This is a genomic window from Lysinibacillus sp. NPDC097162 (assembly GCF_044762185.1).
In the GTDB taxonomy this organism is placed as follows: Bacteria; Bacillota; Bacilli; order Bacillales_A; family Planococcaceae; genus Lysinibacillus.
This window is the reverse complement of record NZ_JBIWDT010000007.1, coordinates 91,865-117,168: the sequence shown is the minus strand read 5'-3', so window position 1 is coordinate 117,168 and position 25,304 is coordinate 91,865. Positions and strand designations below refer to the sequence as shown.

Here is a 25,304-nt window from a genome sequence, read left to right as displayed (position 1 = left end):
AGTTTTACTAAACTATTAAAACGGTCGGAAATAGTATAAAAGTTACGGCAATAATGCTAAACTTTAAAAGGCTAATAAAAACATAAGAATTTAAATTGATCGTTCATGTATTTACATAGGAAAATAAAGAGCGAAATTGATAGATGAAGGGAAATGAAGACCCATGGGTAAGCGTAATAAATGGCGTAAGTCGATGGTGCTAGCATTAGCACTTGCAGGCGGCCTATTATTTAATACAGTTCAACCGATTGAAGCACACGCTGAAGAAACGTCTCAGCATATGATAGATAAAAAAGCGAAAATTGATGCAGAAGTTAAAAATTTAGAAAAAGAGTTAGACCAACTTCAACAAGAAATTGATCAAAAAGTTAAAGTATTTAACCAAGTACAAGCAGATATAAAAGAAGTAGATGCAGGTATTGTTGAAACTGAAAAACGTATTGAGCAACGTTCAACTATTTTAAGTGAGCGTATGGCTGCATACCAAGCACAAGATAACACAGTGGGTGTATACTTAAGCGTTGTTCTAGAATCGAAGAGCTTTGCAGATTTAATGGACCGTGTCGTAGCGGTAAAAACATTAATGGATGCTGACCAAGAGCTAGTAAATCAACAAGAAGCAGACAAAGCGAAATTAGAAGAACAAAAAGCAACATTAGATGAAAAACAAAAAGAGCTTCAAAAACAATTCCAAGAGCTTCAACAAAAAGAAAGCGAAATGGAAGTGAAAAAAGCTGAAAACCAAGCAAAATCACTTGCATTAAAGGCACAAATTGCAACGAAACAAGAAGAAGAGCGTCTTGAAGCAGAGCGTAAGGCAGCGGAAGAAGAAGCAGCTCGTTTACGTGCACTTCAAGCAGCTACACCTGTAGTTCATGTCAACAACAATAACAACAACACTAACACTAGCGGTAAAAATAACGGTGGTAGCAAACCTCAACCAATCATAGTTGGATCTGGTTCAGGTACTGCATCTTCAGGTGATGCTATTTCTACAGCGAAGCAATTCCTAGGTCGTTCATATGTTTGGGGTGGCAGTAATCCTACAACAGGCTTTGACTGCTCAGGTCTTGTACAATGGTCTTACAAGCAAGCTGGCGTATCATTACCTCGTACAGCATCACAACAATATTTATCAACAAAACGAATTTCAGCAAGTGAAGCTCGTGTTGGTGACTTAGTATTCTTCAGCTATGGCTCAGGCGTAGCGCATGTTGGTATTTACCTTGGTAATAACACAATGATTGATGCTCAAAATAAAGGGGTAGTCATTGAGTCACTAGATTGGTGGAACCAATATTTAGTAGGCTTCGGTCGTATTCAATAAGTCTATATTAGTTAGACGATTTTAATAGCAAAAAAGTTAAATAAAATAGCATTCATTATCAAGTAACGATAATGGGTGCTATTTTTATTTGAAAATCTATAAACATAAATCTGTATAACAGTTTTAAATACTTTAAAAACTGTAACAGACACTAAGGAATTTGGTCCAAACAATTAAATCACACGAAAAAAACGATTGCGCCAACTGCTTACATTACTTGTGTAGAAGAAGCAGTAATAATCAAACACTTCTTAAAGAAAGCGGAGTCAATCAATTTATAACTTCATATTCTAGTAGTCGTAAATAGACAAAAATGTAAGGCACCCTCTGTTTAAAAAGAACCGAGAGTGCCTTTTGGTATTTATACGCCCATCAAATAGAATATCCCTTACTGCAGTATATTTTTTCAATCTAATCTTATATTAAATTTTGAAATTGAATTTGATAATCCCTGTTTCTTTTAAGGCGAAGAGGAAGATGATAACAAATGGTCCTACGAGTAAGCCGATGACGCCAAACAATTGCAAACCAATAAACATCGCGATTAATGTTGGTAGAGGGGGTAAGCCGATATGTGCACCCATTACTTTAGGCTCGACAGTTCGGCGAATAATTAATAAAATAGCTGCAAGAACAAAGAGCTTAATGGCAATCGCTGTATTACCCATCAGGAGGTGATAAGTTCCCCAAGGTGCTAAAATAATAATTGAGCCAAGGAACGGGATAACATCAATAATCCAAATAATTATGGTCATTACTATCACATATTTCGGTTGAATAAGTAGTAAACCTACAAGTGTAACCCCAGCTATAATAAAGCTAACAAGAATCTGAGCCTTCATAAAACCGAAAAATGCATCTTTTAAACGATTAGTAATAATTTTCAATTTCTCTTCAGTTGTAGGCTTTAAAAATTTGTAAGTTGACTGTTTTAATTTTGGTAAATCTAGCATAAATAGAAATAGGGCGATCATATAAACAAGAAGACTTATAAAGAGGCTTGGAATTTGTGAAAAGAAGGTCGTAACTTTGGTATAATTAAAGAAGTTTAAAAAAGATTCTTCAACTTTCTCAATGAAGTCGGTTGTCGTTTTTTGAAGTGAAGCACTCACTTCAGTTGGAAAGTCTTCTGTATATTTTGAAATATTCTCTTGCATATGACCCCACATCTCGGATAATTTAGAAATATAGTAAGGTGCTTGCTTTGAAATGGAAATAATTTGCGACATTAGTTGCGTAATAGTAAAGTAACAAATAATAGAAATAAAAATAACACTTACTATGTATATAAAAGCAACAGCTATTTTTCGCGACATTTTCCATTTTCGTTTAAAAAACATAACAATGGGTTCTAATAAAAAAGCTGTAACACCTGCTAAAATAATTGGCACGGAGACAGGAATGATAAAATATAAGGCTATAAGTAGGCATATAATCGCTAGAGTTCGTATAGTCAACTTTCGAGTTATAGTTCTATTCATAAGCTCTCCTTTTATCGTTATTTTTAAGTAAAGTGTAACATAAAAAAATTAAAATTTGAAAACGTTCTGAAAGAATGAAGGTAGGGATAAATCATGGAAAAAGAGATTTTGCAACTTTTTAGTAATTTAACAGAGCGTGACCGTGAGATTGAATACGAGTCGTATAGAAGATTGATAAAAATTATGCAAGAACCAGTAGATTGGACATATGCAGTTTGGGAACAGCTTATTAAAGCCCTTACATATACAGATGGACATGCTCGTGCACGGGCAGCACAGTTTTTATGTGCATTAGCAGCAAAAAGTGACCCGGAAGAACGTGTTCTGGATGATTTTTTAAAAATTTGGGCCGTAACATACGATGAAAAAACAGTAACTGCAAGGCATGCTCTTCAAGCAATTTGGCAAATTGGGCTTGCTGGACAAGTTCAAAGGGATTTAATTGTTTCGTATTTAGCGAAAAGGTTCCAAACATGTATCGATGAAAAGCAACCATCGCGTATTCGATATGATATTATTGTCTCCTTCAAGAAATTGTTTGATGCTACGAATGATCAAAACTTACTGGATATTGCAAAGAGATTAATAGAAGAAGAGCAGGATATAAAATACAAAAAGAAATATAAAACAGCCATCCGTTAAAATAGCGAGATGGCTATTTTTATGCCCAAGTGTGTTATTTTGAAGAAAGAAAAGTTATTGATTATAATGAAAACAGGAGGATGGATTCAGTTTTTGATAGGTCTTATATACTGACGTAAGCTTTAGTATAAGTGAGAGCCAGAAACTATCTATAAAGAGGAAACACGTAAATCTGCAACTGTATATAGCATAGTAACAGTATAATTTTTGTAAATAAGAAAGGGTCGGGTCGAGAAAATGGGGATTTATAATTATTTAGTGAAAAAGCCAAATGGTGAAATTTTATCAATGGAGACATTTCGTGGAAAGACAATGTTAATCGTCAACACAGCCAACCAATGTGATTTTACATATCAATTTGAAGATTTACAAAAAATGTATAATAAATATGACAAGGGAAATTTCGTTGTTTTAGGTTTCCCATGTAATCAGTTTGGACAGCAGAACCCAGAAGATGGAGTTGAGACAACTCAACTTTGTCAACTTAACTACGGGGTAACTTTCCCGATTTTTGAACTAGTTCAGGTTAATGGAGAAGAGACACATCCGTTATTCAATTATTTAAAGCACGAAGTAGATTTTCGTGAATTCGGAAAGGCAAATATGCAGGAAAAGATGTTAGCTGAGGCTATTATCCAAATTGCACCTAGCTTTTTAGATGGACGTAACATTCGTTGGAACTTTACGAAATTTTTAGTAGATAATCAAGGTCATACAGTTGAGCGCTTTGAACCAACAGATTCACAATTAGATATTGAGCAAGCTATTGAAAAAATTTTATAACTAGCTATTTTAATCAGAATTTTTAGGCTGGAATAACAAATAGCGGATCACTATGTAGAAATAGTGCTAAGTTTTGTATAAATATATTCGAATATTCCACAATCTCGCAACTACTCTTTCAAATCAATATATGATAAACTGCTAATCAAGTGAATAATTCTTGCAGAATAATGGTGCTAACTTTAGCATAATCGGGAATTCGGTGTAAAACCGAAGCTGTTTCCGCAACTGTAAGTACAAGAATCATAAAAAATGCCACTGTCGAAAAGGTGAAGACCCAAGATGGGAAGGTTTTATGATATCGCTACTGCATTGGGTAGTGAGCTGTACGAGCCAGGAGACCGACCTTTATTTAATGTATAAAAACTCTTCGGAAGCTAGGAGGATATACGGCAAATACATAGGCAATGTCGCGTGAGGCGGCACTATATATGCTATTTTCGTCGTTCCCTAGGGAGCGGCGTTTTTTTATGCACCTGTAAAGCAAAATCTGTTCATGAAAGAAAGAAGGGACTAAGTATGAAAAAAGATGCCCGTTATTCTTGCTACCCGTTCATGCGTGAAAAAATATCTACAGTAGATTTTGAGATTCGTACGGATAGTTTAACAACTCATGTCGGTGTAGCATTGACGGCTGTAAAAGCTGAAAAAGTTGAAGTAGTGGCGACAGATTTATTGACTATTTTGCCAATGGCCTACCATGTAAATGGCTCAGTACGTGGCAAATTAGCGGTAACGGAAGAAGATTTGTTATGGCTTAGCGAGCGCTATGATTTTTATGTGGGGCATGTAAAGGAAGAAATCCAAAACTTTGTTTTACCACAAGGTACGGGGGCTGCAACTGCGCTTCATTTATGTCGTAGTGAGGCAAAAAAATCATACCGTGTTCTACATAAAGTTTCTGAGGAAAGAGAAGTACCAGCCATCCTTTTCGATTACTTAGGATTATTAGCTAATGTATTTTTTGTAATGGCTGTATACATGAATCAACAAGCTGGTATTGCTGAAATACCGTTTATAAGCAAATCATATCCGATGAAGAAAAAGAAGGAGAATGTGTAAAGTGAAGAAACTATTTAAATTCCAATGGCTTACAGTGTTAATGTTAGCACTTGTATTGGCAGGTTGCGGCACAGCAAATGAAGCTAAAAAGGACGATACATCGAAAACAGGACAACAAGCTGAGCAAACAGGCTACAAAGTGACAGATGATCGCGATGTAGAAGTAGCATTTGATGCAGTACCAAAAACGGTTGTGTCATTACAACCGAGTAACACTGAAGTTCTATTTGCACTAGGTGTTGGCGATAAAGTAGTTGGGGCAACTGAATATGATACGTACCCAGAAGAAGCAAAAAAAATCGAACGAGTGTCAGATTCTGTAACATTCAATAGCGAGAAAATTGTAGCGCTAAAGCCTGATGTTGTAATTGCTTATTACACAGGTAATGACGAGACACTAGATGCCCTTAAAGGTCTTGAAGATGCAGGCGTGAAAGTATTTGTTATTAAATCAGCCGCATCATTTGAAGATGTTTATGGAGATATTCAACAAATCGCTGAAGTGATGGGTGTTCAAGATAAAGGTGAGCAATTAAACAAAGATATTAAAGCGAAAATTGCGGATGTGCAAGCAAAAGTAAAAACTGTAGAAACACCGAAAAATGTTTATTTAGAAATTAGCCCTAAGCCAGATATTTATACAACAGCAGCTGGTACTTTCCAACAAGAGATTCTTGATGCAGCGAATGTGAACAATGTATTTGGTGATCAAACAGGATGGGTAAAAGTTTCTGAGGAAGATGTTATCGCAAAAAATCCTCAAGTTATTTTAACAACAGTAAACTATGTAGAAGACTCAGTAGGCGAAATTCTTGGGCGTGATGGATGGAATACAATTACTGCTATTCAAGATAAAGCAGTAAATTATATTGATACTGATATTTCCAATCGTCCAGGTCCACGTATTGGTGAAGCTGTTGAGATGGTAGCAAAAGCAGTATATCCCGAATTATTTAAATAAGGATAAATGGTGAAAGCCAACTATTAAAATTTGGGCAAAAGAGATAAAGTGTTAGATTGACTGCAATCAATCTAACACTTTTTTGCTTGTGAATGTTGTTGTCCGCTAAGTACAGGCTTCACGGTCTTCAACCTCCGATATCTTCAAGACAATCGGTGATTCATAGACTTTGAATCTCTACTAAAAGGTTTTGTGAATAATTGGTATTATCTTCAGTTGTTCTATAAAATAGAAATATAAATGATTGCTTAAATAAGGGAGGCGTAGTGGATGACACAGTTTGACATGAAGGTTATTCCGTTTGAGGCAGTCTTAAATTTCCGCGATATGGGTGGCTATAAGACGCGAGATGGCAGAGTGGTTAAGAATGGATTGCTATATCGTTCGGCTGCACTAGGTAAGATGACACCGGCGGATAAGGAGCGCTTTGAAGCACTAGGAGTAAAAACAATTTTCGATTACCGAGATCAACAAGAGGCTCAAAATAATCCTAACCCCACATTCAAGGGCGCAAAGTATATTCAAATTCCTGCAAAAGGCAACCACGCATTTGAGATGCCGACAAATACCGGCGGCCACAATTTTTATAAGGTTGTAAGCCCAGAGATGTTCCGCGATTTTTATGCACAAATGCCATTTAACAATGCTTCATTTAAAAAATTAATGTCTACAATTCAAAATCCAGATAATTTAGGCCTCGTTCATCACTGTGCCGTAGGAAAAGATCGAACGGGAATTGGCGGTGCGCTCATTTTGCTCGCATTAGATGTACCCGAGGAAACCATTATGCAAGACTATTTAGATACGAATATTTATTTACGCCCTATGGTAGAACGAATGGCACAGGCAATACAAAATACTTTTAATGACCAAGAGTTACAACAGTTCCATGCATTAATGTCAGCACGTGAGGATTATTTGCAAGCTGCCTTCGATGCTATAGATAGTCGTTATGGTTCGAAAACAGTGTTTTTAGAGCAAGAGTTTGGTTTAACAACAGAAAAACGCCAGCAATTACAAGAAAATTGCTTATGCTAATAGGACGCCCTTTCACAGTAAGTTAGTGAGAGGGATTTTTTTGTAAGCTATTCAAAATATTTTTGTATTAGCTATCCTTTACAGTAGTAAATCTGTGATAAGATACAATAGATTTTTATGTAATATAGAGAGAAGTGAAGTTGTTGGGAAATGCGATTAGAGAGAAACATTCGGCAGACCAATTTAGTCTATTTCATTTAACATGGCCGATTTTTTTAGAAGTTTTTTTATTTATGTTGATGGGATTAGCCGATACATTTATGTTAAGTGCCTTATCGGATAACGCTGTATCAGGTGTGGGCGCAGCAAATCAATACATTCATATTGCGATATTAATTCTTGAAGTGGTAGGCAATGGTGCTGCGATAGTTGTCTCGCAATATTTAGGTTCAAAAAGATTATTAGAGGCTACAAAGATTTCAGCGTTGGCAATTACGATGAACTTAATTGTTGGGCTTATTATGAGTGCTCTGTTTTTCTTAGGCTCAAGCCATTTAATGACGATGATGAATTTGAAGGGCGATGTCTTACAATATGCCCAAAGTTATTTAGTCATAATTGGTAGTTTTATTTTTTTACAAGCTATTATTAATGCATTAGCGGCTATTATTCGTGTACATGGTTGGACGAAGCAGACAATGTATGTATCACTCGGTATGAATGTCGTTCACGTCGTGTTAAACTACGGTTTGATTTTTGGTAATTTCGGATTGCCGGAATTGGGTGTGAAAGGGGCTGCGATTTCCTCCATTATTAGTCGTGGACTTGCGGTTATTGTATTTGCATGGCTGTTGTATCAGGTAATGGAGATACGTGTAAAAATCGAATACTATTTCACATTTTCAAAAGAGTATGTTAGAAAAATTTTAAATATCGGGTTACCGTCTGCATTTGAGCAAGTGCTTTATCAATTTTGCCAAATTGTCTTCCTCTATTATGCAACTTATATAGGATCTGAAACGCTTGCAGCAAGACAATATGCAATGAATATTTCGATGTTTACGTATTTGTTTGCGGTTGCAATCGGTACGGGGACAGCTATTATTATTGGCCGCTATGTAGGCGCGGGTAAAAAAGATGAGGCTTATCATCAATTATGGATAAGCGTGCGCTCAGCTTTTATTTTTACAATACTAATGGTAAGTGTAGTGACGATTTTTAGAAAACAGTTAATGAGCATATTTACAGATAATGCAGAGATTATAGCCATTGGTGGGTCTGTATTAGCATTAAGTATTTTATTAGAAACAGGTCGTACGATGAATATCGTAGTTATTAATTCATTACGTGCTTCAGGCGATGCAAGATTTCCCGTGAAAATCGGCTTTTTATCGATGGTCTGCATGAGTTTGCCACTTGGCTATTTATTTGTATTTGTTTTAGATTGGGGACTAGTAGGGATATGGTTAGCTATTTCAGCAGATGAATGGATGCGTGCCATTATCGTATACTTTAGATGGAAAAGTCGAAAGTGGGAGCGTTTTGCAATTGTCTCACCTACTGAACAAAAGGAGGCGAATTAAATGGGAGCACTTTCTAAACGAGCTGCAGGAGCAGCGTTAATAGATGCAAATATCGGGTTATTTGCTTGTCCGATTTGTCAGGAGTCCATGCAGGTCTATGATCAAGGGAGGCTTACATGTTCAGCAAACCATTCCTTTGATATTGCTAAGCAAGGTTATGTAAATATGCTGACGCATAGTGCAGCTTCTAAATATAGTAAAGATCTTTTTGAATCCCGTAAAACGATTATTGATAGTGGTCTATATGATCCACTAGAGGAGAAAATAGCAGAACTAATAGGAGAAGCCAAAACAGTGCTTGATACAGGCTGTGGAGAGGGATCACATTTAGCCCGTATACTGTCGCAAAAACAAGGGATAGGCATTGGTATTGATATTGCAAAAGAGGGTATTCTTGCAGCTGCTCGGCATTATCCAAAGCAAATCTGGTGTGTTGGTGACTTAGCAAAGAGTCCTTTTGCCAAGACAAGCTTTGATGTCATTCTAAATATTTTATCCCCAGCTAATTATGAAGAATTTAAACGATTGCTTACATCAAATGGATGTGTCGTAAAAGTGGTACCGCAAAGTGGCTATTTGCAACAATTACGTTCACAACTTTATGCTGATTCGGCAAAAGAAACATACTCCAATGAGCAAACTGTAGAACGCTTTCGTGAAAGTTTTTCAAATGTCACAGTAGAGCGTATAACTTATACGGTGCCACTTGCTTCTGTGCTCGTTCCTGCACTGCTTGAAATGACGCCGATGGGCTGGCATAAGGCGCAGCATGCAGAAGTGACTGTAAATGAAATCACGATTGATGTCGATGTCCTAGTAGGTCGGGTCTAAATCATAAATGCAAAAAAATTGGAAACTCCTGTGAAAAAAACAGGAGTTTTGTCGTTTTTGGCGAACTAGTACGCTATGTATAAGAAAATGGAGGTGTCTATATGGCAATGACCATGCCGGAGACGATTCGATCCACTGCGACAACTGGAGAGCGCCTGTTGTTTAGGACATTGAAGGAATATTTGCCTGATGATTATATAGTGTACTATGAGCCTGAGATTTTAGGGAGACGTCCAGATTTTGTAATTTTAGGTCCGGATTTAGGAATAATTGTACTTGAGGTAAAAGATTATACAAAAAATACATTAATGCAAATAAACCAGGATACATGGATGATTCGTTCTACAAAAGGTGAACAAACTACTGTGAAAAGTCCATATAAGCAAGCAAAAGATTTTATGTTTCATATATGCGACACACTTAAAAAGGATAAAAGCCTTGTGCAACTCGAAGGTAAATATCAATTTAAACTGAAATTTCCTTGCGGTGCTGGTACTGTTTTTACAAGGATGACCCAATGTGATTTTATTGAGAACGACCTCTATAGCGTAGTAGAGCCAAATTTTTGTTTAACTAGAGACGAAATTGATCCAGATTATGAAGGCTTTTCAGAGGAAAATTTGTTTGAGAAGATTATAAATATGTTTAGTATGCCATTTCGATTAAAAGAGTCACTAACTCCAGAAGATATCAATCGTATCCGGTATCATTTATTTCCTGAGGTAAGAATTAGTGCGGAATTTAAAGAACCTATACCTTACCAGGATCAGCTATTACTGTCGTTACATGATATTAAAACAATGGATTTACATCAAGAGAAATTAGCGAAGCAAATCGGAGATAAAAACCGCTTGATTCGTGGAGTTGCCGGTAGTGGAAAAACATTAGTTTTGGCTGCGAGAGCAAAACTATTGGCAAAACAACATCCGGATTGGAAAATACTCATCTTATGCTACAATATTTCTCTTGCACGTGCAATTGAACAAATGATTTTTCATATGATGCATACTCCTGATAGTTTATTTGAATTTGATTTTTCAAATAACACAGATGGCTTCAAGCCACAGAAACATCATATTGAGGTGCGTAACTTTCATGCATTTTTAAAGCAGGATTTAAAAACTGAAGAGGGGAAAATACAGCTGTTACTAGAAAAAATGGAGAAGGGAGAGGTAATTTTACCGAAATACGATGCCATCATGATAGATGAGGGGCAGGATTTTGAAAGTGAATGGTTTAAGTTAGTAGCAAACTTATTGAACCCTGATACTATGTCACTTCTATTAGTAGAAGATCGTGCCCAATCTATTTATAAACGTACGCGTTCATATATTCAAGATACTGGTTTAAGCTTCCAAGGACGTTCAAAGGTACTTAGCATTAATTATCGTAATACTGCACAAATTGTGAAGTTTGCATGGGACTTTTATCAGCATTTTTCCGTATTAAAAAATAAAGTCGTTTCTAAGGAGATAAATGGGGAGATTATTGCTCCACAAAGCACAAGACGTAAGGGTGATGAACCTGCCATTATTCGACGTAATAATTTTTTTGAGGAAGCGCGAATTGTAGCATTACAAATACAAAAGCTACATATTGAAAGGAAAATTCCTTATCATGAAATTCTTATTTTATATAGAGTGAAAAAGAGTAAGGGGCAGGATTACGTAGCAATTTTACAGCAACAGCTAAGTGAAATTGGCATTCCATATTATTGGATTGCGGAGTCAGCAGTTAGTAAACGTGCATTTGAGCGAGAAGAAGAATCGGTAAAGATTAGTACAATTGATAGCAGTAAAGGATTGGATTTTCAAGTTGTATTTATGGTGAATCTTGACAACACCCCATGGTATTTAGAGGAAGATGTGGAGCAGGAAGTAGCAAGACTCTATATTGGAATGACGCGGGCGAAGCAATATCTATGTCTTTCCTACTCAGGAGATTCTGTTTATACACAATACTTCGATGACATAGCAATGAATCGAAAAAAGCTAAAGAAGAGTGGAAGTAATAGCGGATAATACGTATGGTAATGTTGTATATGTTCTAATTCGCATTTATTGGATCAAATAGATTTGACTTGGACAATTGCAGTATACAACACTTTTCGATTACAATGGTAATAACTATTGAATAAGGTAGGAATAAAACAGTGTATAAATTTACGGCAAATCTTGTCAAATTGATATTAAAATTATCAGGTTCAAAAGCACGTGTATATGATGAGCAAAACTTACCGAAAGATGGTGGGTTTATTATTGCATGTACACATACAGGGTATGTGGATATATTAAACTTAGGTGTTGCAGTCTTGCCTCGTGAAATTCACTTTATGGCGAAAAAGCAATTGTTTGATATTAAGGGGCTTGGCTGGCTTATTAACCATTTAAACGCCTTTCCAGTTGACCGTGACAATCCAGGACCAAGTGTTATTAAAGTTCCATCGCAGTTGCTGAAGGAAGGGAAGATTGTTGGGATTTTCCCATCAGGTACTCGAAACTCAGAAGGATCTGATTTAAAGCAAGGTGCTATAACGATTGCACAGCTGTCTAAAACACAGATTGTTCCAGCTGCTTACGTTGGAGCGCGAAATGCTGGCGATGTGTTTAAGCGTGGGAAAGGTTATCTCATCTATGGTGAGCCGTTTTATGTAACAGGCAAAGGAAAAGAAGGACGTGAGGAATTTACACTCCATCTTGAACACGAGCTTATAGCCTTAACAGACGAATTAAATAAACGAATTGCAGCGGATAAAAAATAATACGGACAGCACTCAGAATCAAGTTGATTTTGGGTGCTTTGTCGTAGGGGGCATTTTTCATGATTAATGTACTTTTTGTTTGCCTAGGGAATATATGTCGCTCTCCAATGGCTGAGGCAGTTATGCGAGATTTAATAGAAAAAGAGAAGTTGCATGACAAAATTAAAGTAGATTCGGCTGCAACAAGCTCTTGGCATATTGGCGAGCCTCCACATCGAGGTACACAAGACAAGTTGCGAGAATATGGTATTTCGACGACAGGAATGCAAAGTAGACAACTACATAAGCAAGATTTTGACCAATTCGATTACATTATTGGAATGGATGAAAATAATATTCGTAACATTTACACGATGCTTGGAAATCCCGATTCTCCAAAAATTTTTCGCTTTTTAGATTTAACGGACCATCGGATGGATGTACCTGATCCATACTATACAGAGGATTTTCAGGAAACTTATGATTTAGTGCTAGAAGGCTGTCGGGCTTTATTAGAAAAAATTAAGCAAGAGCAAAAGCTATGAACATGTAAGAACGATTAAGAGCCTTAAAATTAAAATATTTCATGCAACAACCTGTTTAGAAAACATTACGTTAGACATTGGTATATCTAGCTTTGTAAGCATCAATATGTTATTATTTGCAGAGTAAAGATACGAAAAGTATTTAAATACCATTTGCAGATGTGCAGTTGTACATCTATGATTTTTATAAACTTTATTTTCGAAAGAGAGTGGAAACAATGGGTCGTAAGTGGAACAATATTAAAGAAAAGAAGGCGTCAAAAGACCAAAGCACAAGTCGAGTGAATGCAAAATTCGGTCGTGAAATTTATGTAGCAGCAAAATCAGGCGAACCAGATCCTGAATCAAATCGCGCTCTTAAAGTTGTTCTTGAACGTGCTAAAACTTACAGTGTTCCTAAACATATTATTGAAAAAGCAATCGAAAAAGCGAAGGGTGGCGGCGATGAAAGCTTCGATGAACTACGCTACGAAGGTTTCGGACCAGCTGGAACAATGCTAATCGTTGATGCTTTAACAAACAATGTTAACCGTACAGCTTCTGATGTACGTGCGGCATTTGGTAAAAACAACGGTAACATGGGTGTAAGTGGTTCTGTAGCTTATATGTTTGATTCAACAGCAGTTATTGGTTTAGAGGGCAAGACTGCCGATGAAGTTCTTGAAATTTTAATGGAAGCAGATGTCGATGCACGTGATATTCTTGAAGAAGATGAGACAGTCATTGTTTATGCGGAACCAGACCAATTCTTTGCTGCACAAGAAGCACTGAAGGCGGCGGGCGTTCAAGAATTCACTGTTGCTGAGCTTTCTATGCTACCTCAAACAGAAGTTGCATTAACAGGTGATGATGTAGCGAAATTTGAAAAATTAATTGATGCATTAGAAGAATTAGATGATGTACAAAACGTTTACCATAACGCAGATTTAGGTGAATAATTTTTTATTATAAGTCAGACCAGTAGCAATCCTTTGCTACTGGTTTTTTTAACTTAGGGGTAAAGAGCTATTACTGAAGTTATGATGGATACAGACCGTGGTTGAATCTAGTTAAAGGTTCTACCGGATGTCGCAGATTTAAGGAGGAGAATTGTGCAAACTTTTTTAGCTATCGTTATTTTTTTAGTGACGTTATTTTTAGTAATTGTCCAGCCACGTAAATTATCTATCGGCTGGTCTGCATGTATAGGTGCAGCATTTGCCTTAATGCTCGGTGTCGTAACAATTAACGATGTCGTGGCAGTTACCGATATTGTTTGGAATGCAACGCTATCGTTTATAGGGATTATTATTATTTCCCTCATTTTAGATGAAATCGGATTTTTTGAATGGGCTGCATTGCATATGGCTCGACTTGCGAGAGGAAGTGGGATTCGGCTATTTATCTATATAGCCTGCTTAGGTGCGATTGTTTCTGCATTATTTGCAAACGATGGTGCAGCACTAATATTAACGCCAATCGTCTTAGCGATGGTAAGAAAGTTAAACTTAACAGAGCAAAGGGTATTTCCGTTTATCATTGCGAGTGGTTTTATTGCAGATACAACGTCATTACCACTAGTAATCAGTAATTTAACGAATATCGTGTCAGCGGATTATTTTAATATAGGTTTTATGGAATATGCAGTGCATATGGTCGTGCCTAATATCGTTTCTTTAATCGCTAGCATTTTCGTGCTATATGTTTTTTTTAGAAAAGTCATTCCGAAGCAGTATTCAATGGAAGCATTAGTTCACCCGAATGTCGCGATTCGAGATCAAAAGTTATTTAATATTTCTTGGTACGTTATCGCAGTATTATTACTAGGTTTCTTATCGAGTGAGTATTTTACTATTCCAGTGTCATTTATTTTATGTAGTGTTGCAATTATCTTTTTATCGTTGGCACGGAGAAGCAAAAGCATTGATACGAAGAGGGTTATTAAAGGTGCACCGTGGAGCATAGTGTTTTTTTCAATTGGTATGTACGTTGTTGTTTATGGTCTGAAAAATGTAGGTCTTACAGGTTTATTAGCAGATTTGTTAGAGCTTACTGTTCAGCACGGCTTGTTTGTAGCGACATTAACAATGGGCTTTGTTGCAGCAATTTTGTCTGCAGTTATGAATAATTTGCCGACCGTTATGATTGATGCATTGGCTATTGCTGAAACAAGTGCAAGCGGAACAATTAAAGAAGGACTGATTTACGCCAATGTGATAGGTACAAATCTAGGACCGAAAATGACACCGATTGGTTCATTGGCAACATTATTATGGCTTCATATATTGGCACAAAAAGGTATTAAAATAAGCTGGGGGCAGTACTTTAAAATAGGTATTTTACTAACAATACCGACACTTTTCATTACATTACTAGCATTAATTGCTTGGTTAGTAATAATATCGTAGTATAAAAGTCAAAATAGTTGAAAAAATAAAATATTCAGTAATAATAAGTAATTAGTATACTAGTAAAATGAAGAAGGAAAGTGCTAATAATATGACAAGAACAAATAAGTTAAGTAATAAAATTATTTTAATGTTATTAATGACAATAGTCGCTTTATTGATTGGTTTTATAGTAACTACTATTTACACAGCAAAATCATCTGTAAATAAAACGATGGGCACACAGGCAGTTGCGATGGCAGAAAACATTGCTAAACAGTTAAATGTTGATGATTATATTGCACTTTCAAAAAGCCCATCGGAGTCTAAATTATACTGGGAGTTAAGAGAAGAGTTAAATGGATTACGTGAACAAAATGGCGTTCTCTATGCTTACACATTTGCCGTACCAAAGGAAGATCAAAAAGTAAAATTTTTAGTAGATGGAATGCCTAAAGATGACCAAGAAAATGCAGGTATTATTAATACGGAATCATCTTCTACATACTATAAAGATATAGAAAAAGTAATGTCTACAGGCAGTTATTATTCAGCAATATTACATAGTGATTTTGGCGATTATTTATCAGGTACAGTACCGTTAAAAGATGCATCAGGTACTATCGTTGCCTTTGTTGGTGTAGACATTGATGCAACACAAGTAAGCGGCGTAACGAATACCGTATTATCTTCTGTTTTACCAGCTCTTATTGCAATTATGTTAATTTTAACGGCGATTGTTATGTACGTAGTGTATCGTTATGTAAATCGTTCATTAAAACCGTTAAGTTATTTAGGGGAAGCTGCAGAAAGCTTTGCGCAAGGTGATATTGAGGAAGCTACAAAAGCAGTGGAACAAATTCATTTTAAAAATAAAAATGAAATTACAGTTTTTGCACTGGCCTTCAAGGAATCACTTATAAAGTTAAAAGACACATTCCAAACTATTCAACATCGTACTGTGGCATTGCAAGATGTTGTAGGCAAAATAGATGCTACATCACAGCAGGTTGAAACATCCAATTTGAAGATTGCAGACCGTATTATCGAAATTGCAACAGGCAGTGAGCAGCACCAGCAAAATAATAATGAGGTTGTGTTAACGATGAACGAAATGTCGATTGGCATTCAACGTTTAGCAGATACAACTTCGGAAATAGCTGAGTCTTCTACTGCGATGACAGGATTAGTCGAATCGAATGTAAACCATTCCCATGAGGTTGTTTCACAAATTCAAAGTGTAGAATCTTCAGTCTTACGTACAGCAGGACATGTGGAAGAAATGGGTAATAAATTTCAATCGATTGAAGATATGGTCCAGGTTATTACAAATATCGCTGATCAAACAAACTTACTTGCATTAAATGCAGCTATTGAAGCGGCGCGGGCTGGAGAAGCTGGGAAGGGCTTTGCTGTTGTAGCTGACGAGGTGCGTAAGTTAGCTGAAATGTCTAAGACTTCAGCCGATGATATTCAAAAGCATTTAATAAGTTTCAAAGATATTACGGAACGCGCCCTTTCTGAAATGGCGCGAAGTGCGGAGGATGTGCAGGCAGGTAATGTAGCAGTACAACGTATCGGTACGAGCCTTTCTCAAATTTTACAATCCGTAGTGCTTGTTAATAATAAAATTCAGGATGACTCTGCAGTCATAGAACAAATGTCAGCAGGCTCAGAAGAAATATTAGCGACAATAGAGCAAATGCAAAGTATTGCACAACAAAGTGCCCTAGGAACTAAAGAAGTAGCAGCAGCTTCGGATCTTCAGGTGGCAATGGTTTCAGAATTAAATGAAGTTGTGGAAATTTTGGAACGTACATCAAAGGAAGTAATTGAAGCGATTAATACATTTAAATTATAAAGAAAATCAAAAAACTATTTTTCTACACAACGTATCCCTGTAGAAAGATAGTTTTTCTTCTGTGCGAAAAAATGTGTATATTAGCATATTTACTCGAAAATCTGAATATTCTACACATTTATTGTGAATTACCCATTGTGTAAACTGTAAAACCATTCCATAATATGATTAATGCATTAAACGATAGAAGTAAAAAGGGGTGTAAAGTATGAAATTTTTACGTTCAATACAGGGGAAATTAATTATCGTTTCAATGGCATTATTAATAGTGCCGAGCTTAATCATTGGTATAGTTAGCTATGGGAAAGCAAAGGATGGGATGGAAGGATTAGGTGAACAAGTCCTTCAAAATAGCGTTGAGTCTACTTTGCAATTAATCGAACTGGCAAATGAAAGTGTAGAAAAAGGCGATATCCCATTGGAGGTTGCGCAGGAAAAAGTACGTGAAGCGTTACTTGGTCCAAAGGATAGTGAGGGAAAGCGACCAATTAATTATCCTGGTAATTTAGGTGAATATGGGTATATATACGTGTTAGACGATAAAGGGACGCTAACAACACATCCTACTCGTGAAGGGGATAACTTGTGGGATGAACAGGATAGTAGTGGTACGTATTTTATTCGCGATGTAACTGAACGAGCATTAGAGGGTGGGGGCTTTACAAAATATGAATTTGCACTTCCAGGTCAGGATGTTTTAGCCGATAAAATCATTTACTCTACAAAAGATCCACATTGGGGATGGATTATAGCATCGGGTACATATATGCAAGATTTTAATAAGGAAGCTAATTCATTGTTATTAGTTATTGGACTGACACTATTAGGAGCCATTATTATCGGTACAGTTATCGTCATATTGGTTTCTAGACATTTGGCTTTGCCTGTTAAAAAATTGTCGACTCGTGTACGTGAAGTAGCGCAAGGTAATTTAACGGTGGAAATTGAAAACCTACAACGTACAGATGAGATTGGCCAATTAAACACGGGCTTTAATGATATGGTAGATCAATTGAAGACATTAATTACAAATGTGGAAGAATCAATCGCTGAAATTCAATCTACTTCGTCTAATTTAACAGCCGTTGCTGAGGAAACTAATGCGTACGGTGATGAAATTGTGAAAGCGATTAACGAGGTTTCAAGAGGTGCAGTTAAACAAGCTTCAGATGCTGAAGATACGAATCATACAGCTATAGCATTTGCTCAGCAAATTGTAGGGCTGCATGATAAAAATGAATTAATGTTAGATGCTTCTCAAATTATGAAGCATTCCAATGAAGAAGGGCTTGTAAATTTAAATAGTTTGAAGGACACATCACAGGAATCGTCTACGCTTATTAATAGTGTACAAACAGTGTTTAATAGCTTAATTGTTAAAGTAAGAGAAATTGAAGGTATTGTGGGAACGATTAATGAGATTTCCGATCAAACAAACCTTCTTGCATTAAATGCATCGATTGAAGCGGCACGTGCTGGGGAGCATGGCAAAGGATTTGCAATAGTAGCGGAGGAAGTGAGAAAGCTAGCAGACCAAACTTCCGTTGCCACAGATTTAGTACGCACAACGCTACGTGGTATTGAAAGTGAAACGAATTTAGTGAACGATGAAATGCAAAAAACAAGTGCTATTGTTCGAGAGCAAAATAATTCAGTTGGAATAATGGAATCTTCATTTAATGAAATTGAACTAGCTGTTGAAAAAATTATAGCAATTATTGGAGACATGACTTCAGGTGTGGCATATTTAAATAGCTCTAAAGATGATATGATGCAGTCTATTGAAAGTATCGCTATGATCAGTGAAAAAAATGCAGCAGCTTCTGAGGAAGTAACAGCATCTGTTGACGAGCAACAAAGAGCTATACAACTTGTTAGCGAATCCTCCAACGATTTAACAGACGAAATCTCAGCATTACAGGAATCGATTCAACGCTTTACTATAAGATAGTTAATAAAGATGCTTGTACAGTAGCCAATATTTGTACAAGCATCCTTTTTATATTCTGGACGTTGTAAGTAAAAAGGGGTGTTGCATTTGAAAAAGTGGTTGGTGGGAGGAATCACAATTGTCGTTTGTATAGGTAGTGCCCTCTATATATGGTTAGGACAAGAAATGAAACGAGGGACACAGCCAGTTGCTGATGGAACCGCACAATATGCGATAGTGCTTGGGGCAAAAGTAAAGCCTGGTGGGATATTATCTCTATCTTTAAAAAATAGATTGGAAGAGACTGTAGCTTATCTAAATGAGTATCCGCACGTAAAGGTAATCGTATCAGGTGGTCAGGGAGCAGATGAGGATAGGACAGAGGCTTCTGCAATGTTGTCGTACTTGCAAGAGAAAGGGATTGATCCTGAACGAATTTTAGTGGAAGAACAATCCACATCGACATATGAAAACCTACTATTTTCAAAAGAATTACTTCCAGAGGGAACTAAGCATATTACGATCGTCTCGAATGATTTCCATTTGCAAAGAGCAAAGTATTTAGCGAATAAGCTTCAGCTAGAGGCGGATGTCGTTGTTGCAAAAACGCCAAAATCTGTAGAAGCGAAGTTAAGGATTCGTGAAAGAGCTGCATTGTTAAAAACATATATCATAGGACATTAATGGTATATTTACTTTCTTTCTTTAATATATTTGTCATATAATAGAAATATAATGAGTAAACGACAGAAAGAGGGTACTTCTATGACAACGTTTAAAGATTATAAATACAGCCGTCCAAACGTGGCAGCAATGAAAGAGCAGCAATTAGCTTTAATTGAGCAATTTAAAGAAGCGCAATCTGTTGAGGCGCAAAGCGAGCTGATTGAAAAGTTAAATGAATTAAGCAATGAGTTTGCGACAATGGCTAATCTCGTTTATATTCGAGCATCGATTGATACGAACGATTCGTTTTATCAAGAAGAACGTGACTATTTTGATGAAGTAGGCCCAGAGCTTGAAGAGATTACAACAGAATACTATAAAGCATTAATAGTTTCACCATTCCGTGAGCAGCTTGAAGAAAAATGGGGCCAACAATTATTTGACTTAGCGTCCTATCAAATTAAAGGGTTCTCTCCGCAAGTTATTGATTTAATGCAAAAGGAGAACAAGCTAGTTTCCGAATATAATAAATTAGTTGCCTCAGCTCAAATTGACTTTAATGGGGAAACATTAACGTTAGCTCAGCTAGGACCTTATGCAGAATCGACAGATCGTGAAATGCGTAAAGCGGCTACAGAAGCTCGCTTTGGCTTTTTTGCTGAGCATGAAGAGGAATTTGATCGGTTGTATGATGAGCTTGTCAAAGTACGCCATGAGATTGCTTTAAAGTTAGGCTATAAAAATTATGTAGAGCTTGGCTATATTCGTATGAACCGCATTGATTATAATGCGGATATGGTGAAAAAATTCCGTGACCAAGTGCGTGATTTAATCGTGCCAGTTGCAACAAAATTATTTGAGCGTCAAGCGAAGCGCATCGGCATTTCGGACTTAAAGTTTTATGATGAAGCGCTAAACTTCTTAACAGGAAATGCTACGCCAAAAGGTGATGCAGATTGGATTGTCGCAAACGGTAAAAAAATGTATGAAGAACTATCATCTGAGACTGGTGAATTTTTCAACTTTATGATTGACCATGATTTAATGGACTTAGTAGCGAAAAAAGGAAAAGAAAGTGGCGGCTATTGTACGTTTATTGAAAATTATCATTCGCCATTTATTTTCTCGAACTTTAACGGTACATCAGGTGATATTGATGTGTTAACACATGAGGCTGGACATGCTTTCCAAGTATACTCAAGCCGTGATATTGGCATTCCAGAATATTTATGGCCAACATATGAATCGTGTGAAATCCATTCTATGAGTATGGAGTTTTTCACATGGCCTTGGATGGAATTATTCTTCAAAGAAGATACAGAGAAATATAAATTTACACATTTAAGCAGTGGCTTACTATTTCTTCCTTACGGTGTTGCTGTTGATGAATTCCAACATGTTATTTATGAAAACCCTACGATGACACCTGCTGAGCGTAAAGCTGCATGGAAAAAAATCGAGGAAACATATTTACCGCATCGTGACTATGATGGCAATAGCTACTTAGAATCAGGTGGTATATGGCAACGTCAGGCACATATTTATGCAAGCCCATTCTATTATATTGACTACACGTTAGCGCAAATTTGTGCATTTCAATTCTGGAAACGTTCACGTGAAGAGTTTGAGGCTGCTTGGAAAGACTATATCCATTTATGTGGCTTAGGAGGCTCTATGTCCTTTACGAAGCTTGTGAAAGAAGCTGGCTTAATTTCACCATTTGAGGATGGCTGTGTAGAATCAGTAATTGGTGATATTGAAAACTACTTAAATTCAGTAGATGATACAAAATTATAGATTGCGATAGAATCTTTCTAGAGCTAATATAGTTACTCCAGAAGGACATTAGCATATATCAGTTAAAAAGTGTTAGATTGACTGCCATCGATCTAACACTTTTTACTATGCCGTTGATGTCAGCTACGGCGGTTGCTTTCAGCGGGCACACACGTAAGCCTCAACCCCCGCTAGCGCGCGGATTGCCCACGTCTTACGCTGTATGCGTTTCGCAGGAGTTACCGCCTTCGCTACCATCAACTAGTGTGCTCTCAATATATGAACATCGTTGCCCATTTAAAATATTTTATGTTATGTCCCAACCTTTTTTGGGGAGACCACGGAAGGGTTTTTATACAAAATTGTCCAATATAAGTTGTTTTTTAGTCTGTTATCTTTTTTTATGTTTGTAATAAATACTAGGATACTTGCGAAATGGTTAATATATAAGTAGTATTTTCAGTAACTGTGATAAAAGGAAGTGAAGAACGTGACGAGGAAAGTATGGTTTCAAGTAGGAGTAGGCACTTTACTAGTTCTACTAATACTTAAATATTTTATAGAAATTCATTGGATTTTTTCACCGCTTGCGATTATTTTAAAAGCGATATTTGTGCCGTTATTACTTGGTGGCGTGTTGTATTATGTGACAGAGCCGATTCAGCGTTTTTTAGAAAAGCGAAAATGGCCAAGATGGGCTAGTATATTAACAATTATTGTTGGACTGATTGCCATGGTAGTTATCTTTGGGTGGGTTGTTGGTAATCCGATAGCTACACAGCTTAATAATCTTGCGAAAAATGCACCGTTGATTGGATCAAGCATTCAAGATGCAACTGATTATGTGGTCAGCTTGTTCAGCAATAAGGATAATTTACCTCCACAAATAACCGAATTTATCGATAATCTTGCTAATTCTGTACAAAGTATTGCTGTCGTTGCAAGTAAATGGCTCGTATCATTTATACAGTCCATTGTTTCAGTTTCCTTATTAGCTATTTTAATTCCATTTTTCTTCGTCTTTATGTTGAAAGATCATGAGAAATTTGCGCCATCCATTTATAAATATTTTAGTGGTGAACGTCGGGAATGGATAAAAAAGACGTTAAGTGAAATTGATGATGTATTACGTAGTTATATTCAAGGTCAACTGCAAATTAGCTTTTTATTAGCACTTATTATGTATGTTGGATATTTAATTATTGGCTTAGAGTATTCATTATTGCTCGTTATTTTTGCCTTCTTTATGAATATGATACCGTTTATCGGACCGTGGATAGCCCTTGCACCAGCAGTGATTGTGGCAGTTATTCAGGATCCGATGCTTGTTGTTTGGGTATGTGTTGTTACGCTTATTGCGCAGCAGATTGATAGTAACTTCATTACGCCAAATGTCATGGGAAAATCTCTCGATATTCATCCGTTAACGGTTATTACAATTATTTTAGCAGCAGGAAATATAGCAGGCTTCATAGGGATTATAATTGCCGTTCCTTTTTATGCGGTATTAAAGGTTATTGTTTCGAATATTTATGATAAACGAATTGCAATAAAGAAAAAGGCTACCAAGTCTGTATAGGGGTCGAATAAAAATGGAACAAGAGATTGTGAAAGTTTTTAATGAGCAGCATGAACAAATTGGCACGGCTACACGAGCAGAAGTACATGAAAAAGGCTTGTGGCATGAGACTTTTCACTGCTGGCTTGTCAACGAGAACTATATTTATTTCCAAATTCGTAGTGCCCAAAAAAAGGACTATCCAGGACTGCTTGATATTACAGCAGCAGGTCACTTACTAGCCATTGAGACAGTGGAAGCGGGCATACGAGAAGTAAGAGAAGAATTAGGATTAACAATCGATATTAATGAAGTCGTGAAAATGGGTATGACTTCATGTAGTATCGTATCCGAAAAAATGATTGATAATGAATTTTGTCATGTTTATTTGTACCCTTTTGAAGACAATTGGGATTCTTTTGAGTTGCAATATGAGGAAGTTTCGGGTGTTGTTCGAGCAAAGCTTGATGAAGCCGAAGATTTCTTTTTAGGAAAAACCGTCACGCTGAATATTGAAGGATATGAATATTTTCCAGATGGACAACGTGCACGGGTAGTGAGACCTGTAAGCACTGCGCAATTTGTTCCATATCGTGAGTTGTATGTTGCAGATGTAATAGATTTTGTAAAAAATTCAATGTACAGTCGATAGAATAGCTTAATTACCCGCTAGTTGATTACGCATATGAAAAACAATGAAGTATGGTAAGAAACAGTGCTAATTCGCATGTATATAATCATAGTGGCTCATAAAGATAACTTCGAAATGAATTGAAGTTATTTTTATGAGCATTTTATGTCTATATGTTAATTTGTGTAGAAAATAAGCTATACTTGTAATTACAATGAAAGAAAAGGAGCATATACATGCTAACATTTGAACAAAAACAAGCGATAATTGAATCGTTTTCAGAATTAACGAGAAAAGAAATTTCGATGAAACGAGTGAATTATCATTTTATGGACAGTCTGTTTGAAAAAACGATTGTCGTTGAAAAATTGCATCCAAACGGAAATGGTTTTGTCTTTGTAGGGGATTTATTGCGCTACGAAAATGAGGCAAATGATAAAGGATTAGTCAATATTCGTGATTACGATGAGCAACAGCTGCGTACCATTATTGAAGATGCGATTACGTATTTAGGCGAGGAACAAGAGGAAGAAGAACCGATTATTGAGACTTGGCGTAATCGTGAAGGTGATCAATTAGAGCTTGCTTTTGAACAACGTTCATGGAATGTATATCATCGAGATAATCTAGAAGAAGCCTTTGGCACGTATGATGCGGCAAAAGAATATTTATTGGAAGAAGGCTTTCGTAAAAAGAACTAAGTAATATGGGGGAAAACGCGTAATGAGTGGTAAAAAATTGGTGGGGGTTGTACTTATTGTTTTAGTAATTGCATGCTTATTTTCAGTTTTTACGATTCAAAATTTCTATAAAAACAATGAAGAACAGCCAAATAGCGAAAATCGTGAAGTTAATAAGTCAAAAAGTTTGAATTTAATTTTACCACAAGCTACAATTATCTCGAATTCAAGATAATTGAAAGGTGATGTGTTCATGCAACATATATTTCATAAAGGAACAGATGAAACAAAGCCTACCTTATTGTTATTACACGGTACAGGTGGAGACGAGCATTCTTTAGTTAGCCTTGCAAAAGAAATTGATGCAACAGCTAATGTTTTAAGTGTACGCGGTAATGTATTAGAAAACGGTATGCCTCGGTTTTTCCGTCGTTTAGCAGAAGGTGTTTTTGATATAGAAGATTTAATTTTCCGTACGCAAGAATTACAAAGCTTTTTGGCAACAGCAGCAGAGCAATACGGTTTTGATCGTACACGTATCGTAGCTATTGGTTACTCAAATGGCGCAAACATTGCAGCAAGTTTATTATTCCATTTTGAAGATGCGTTGGCAGGCGCGATTCTACATCATCCGATGGTGCCAAGACGTGGATTCGAACTACCTGTGTTAGCTAATACACCTGTATTTATTGCGGCTGGAACAAATGATCCGTTATGTTCAGCACAGGAATCAGAGGATTTAGAGTCACTTTTATCTGGTGCAGGCGCTAATGTAACAACAGCATGGTTTAACTATGGTCACCAGCTTACAATGCCTGAAGTAGACTCAGCAAGAGAGTGGTATCGTAAATATTTTTAAACGAAAAAACCGAGAACGCTGTAAATTAGCGTTCTCGGTTTTTT

At 36.5% G+C, this 25,304-nt stretch carries 23 protein-coding genes and 1 riboswitch; of the genes, 22 read left to right on the top strand and 1 reads right to left on the bottom strand.

The window, feature by feature from the left end; genetic code table 11:
- Positions 1-163: 163 nt before the first annotated feature.
- Positions 164-1,327, top strand: a complete 1,164-nt coding sequence (locus tag ACIQXW_RS21115) for a C40 family peptidase (protein ID WP_402765260.1) — start codon at positions 164-166, stop codon at positions 1,325-1,327.
- 422 nt (positions 1,328-1,749) lie between these two features.
- On the opposite strand, the gene ytvI is transcribed toward ACIQXW_RS21115, so the two are convergent.
- Positions 1,750-2,808 (bottom strand): sporulation integral membrane protein YtvI, encoded by a 1,059-nt coding sequence (ytvI, locus tag ACIQXW_RS21110; RefSeq protein WP_402765257.1) that lies wholly within the window; start codon positions 2,806-2,808, stop codon positions 1,750-1,752.
- A 93-nt stretch (positions 2,809-2,901) separates the two neighbouring features.
- On the opposite strand from ytvI, the gene ACIQXW_RS21105 reads away from it, so the two are divergent.
- The 21 genes from ACIQXW_RS21105 (at position 2,902) to ACIQXW_RS21005 (ending at position 25,260) form a co-directional block, all read left to right on the top strand.
- On the top strand, positions 2,902-3,450 hold the full coding sequence (locus ACIQXW_RS21105; RefSeq protein WP_340821937.1) for a hypothetical protein: 549 nt from the start codon (positions 2,902-2,904) through the stop codon (positions 3,448-3,450).
- A 237-nt stretch (positions 3,451-3,687) separates the two neighbouring features.
- A complete protein-coding gene (locus tag ACIQXW_RS21100; RefSeq protein WP_402765254.1) occupies positions 3,688-4,233 on the top strand; it encodes a glutathione peroxidase in 546 nt (181 codons plus the stop codon).
- Positions 4,234-4,387: 154 nt separating this feature from the next.
- A riboswitch (cobalamin riboswitch) is annotated at positions 4,388-4,597 on the top strand.
- Positions 4,598-4,752: 155 nt separating this feature from the next.
- Entirely contained in the window at positions 4,753-5,295 is a 543-nt protein-coding gene (locus tag ACIQXW_RS21095) for a hypothetical protein (protein ID WP_340821939.1), read from the top strand.
- Between the two features lies 1 nt (position 5,296).
- Entirely contained in the window at positions 5,297-6,256 is a 960-nt protein-coding gene (locus ACIQXW_RS21090) for an ABC transporter substrate-binding protein (RefSeq protein ID WP_401021613.1), read from the top strand.
- Positions 6,257-6,526: 270 nt separating this feature from the next.
- Positions 6,527-7,294, top strand: a complete 768-nt coding sequence (locus ACIQXW_RS21085) for a tyrosine-protein phosphatase (RefSeq protein WP_340821942.1) — start codon at positions 6,527-6,529, stop codon at positions 7,292-7,294.
- A 143-nt stretch (positions 7,295-7,437) separates the two neighbouring features.
- Positions 7,438-8,817, top strand: a complete 1,380-nt coding sequence (locus tag ACIQXW_RS21080; protein ID WP_401021616.1) for an MATE family efflux transporter — start codon at positions 7,438-7,440, stop codon at positions 8,815-8,817.
- A complete protein-coding gene (locus ACIQXW_RS21075; RefSeq protein ID WP_340821945.1) occupies positions 8,818-9,648 on the top strand; it encodes a putative RNA methyltransferase in 831 nt (276 codons plus the stop codon).
- Between the two features lie 101 nt (positions 9,649-9,749).
- Positions 9,750-11,669, top strand: a complete 1,920-nt coding sequence (locus ACIQXW_RS21070) for a 3'-5' exonuclease (RefSeq protein ID WP_402765250.1) — start codon at positions 9,750-9,752, stop codon at positions 11,667-11,669.
- A gap of 131 nt (positions 11,670-11,800) precedes the next feature.
- Entirely contained in the window at positions 11,801-12,409 is a 609-nt protein-coding gene (locus tag ACIQXW_RS21065) for a lysophospholipid acyltransferase family protein (protein ID WP_340821947.1), read from the top strand.
- A gap of 59 nt (positions 12,410-12,468) precedes the next feature.
- Positions 12,469-12,933 carry a low molecular weight protein-tyrosine-phosphatase gene (locus tag ACIQXW_RS21060; protein WP_402765247.1) on the top strand — a complete coding sequence of 155 codons (465 nt, stop codon included), beginning with the start codon at positions 12,469-12,471 and terminating at the stop codon, positions 12,931-12,933.
- Positions 12,934-13,151: 218 nt separating this feature from the next.
- Positions 13,152-13,871, top strand: coding sequence for a YebC/PmpR family DNA-binding transcriptional regulator (locus ACIQXW_RS21055; RefSeq protein ID WP_340821949.1), 720 nt, complete (start codon positions 13,152-13,154; stop codon positions 13,869-13,871).
- Positions 13,872-14,024: 153 nt separating this feature from the next.
- The gene (locus ACIQXW_RS21050; RefSeq protein WP_340821951.1) at positions 14,025-15,320 is read left to right on the top strand and encodes an arsenic transporter; all 1,296 of its coding nucleotides are present in this window, start codon (positions 14,025-14,027) and stop codon (positions 15,318-15,320) included.
- Between the two features lie 91 nt (positions 15,321-15,411).
- A complete protein-coding gene (locus ACIQXW_RS21045; RefSeq protein ID WP_402765242.1) occupies positions 15,412-17,160 on the top strand; it encodes a methyl-accepting chemotaxis protein in 1,749 nt (582 codons plus the stop codon).
- Between the two features lie 208 nt (positions 17,161-17,368).
- Positions 17,369-19,111 (top strand): methyl-accepting chemotaxis protein, encoded by a 1,743-nt coding sequence (locus ACIQXW_RS21040; protein ID WP_340821954.1) that lies wholly within the window; start codon positions 17,369-17,371, stop codon positions 19,109-19,111.
- An 87-nt stretch (positions 19,112-19,198) separates the two neighbouring features.
- Positions 19,199-19,774, top strand: coding sequence for a YdcF family protein (locus tag ACIQXW_RS21035; RefSeq protein WP_402765238.1), 576 nt, complete (start codon positions 19,199-19,201; stop codon positions 19,772-19,774).
- A gap of 81 nt (positions 19,775-19,855) precedes the next feature.
- Positions 19,856-21,553 (top strand): M3 family oligoendopeptidase, encoded by a 1,698-nt coding sequence (locus ACIQXW_RS21030; protein ID WP_402765236.1) that lies wholly within the window; start codon positions 19,856-19,858, stop codon positions 21,551-21,553.
- Between the two features lie 469 nt (positions 21,554-22,022).
- Positions 22,023-23,111, top strand: a complete 1,089-nt coding sequence (locus ACIQXW_RS21025) for an AI-2E family transporter (RefSeq protein ID WP_340821960.1) — start codon at positions 22,023-22,025, stop codon at positions 23,109-23,111.
- A 13-nt stretch (positions 23,112-23,124) separates the two neighbouring features.
- Complete coding sequence (locus ACIQXW_RS21020; protein WP_401013104.1) at positions 23,125-23,742, top strand: NUDIX hydrolase; 618 nt, start codon at positions 23,125-23,127, stop codon at positions 23,740-23,742.
- A 215-nt stretch (positions 23,743-23,957) separates the two neighbouring features.
- On the top strand, positions 23,958-24,422 hold the full coding sequence (locus ACIQXW_RS21015; protein ID WP_340821963.1) for a hypothetical protein: 465 nt from the start codon (positions 23,958-23,960) through the stop codon (positions 24,420-24,422).
- A gap of 22 nt (positions 24,423-24,444) precedes the next feature.
- A complete protein-coding gene (locus ACIQXW_RS21010; protein ID WP_401021631.1) occupies positions 24,445-24,636 on the top strand; it encodes a hypothetical protein in 192 nt (63 codons plus the stop codon).
- Between the two features lie 18 nt (positions 24,637-24,654).
- On the top strand, positions 24,655-25,260 hold the full coding sequence (locus ACIQXW_RS21005; RefSeq protein WP_402765231.1) for an alpha/beta hydrolase: 606 nt from the start codon (positions 24,655-24,657) through the stop codon (positions 25,258-25,260).
- Positions 25,261-25,304 lie beyond the last annotated feature (44 nt).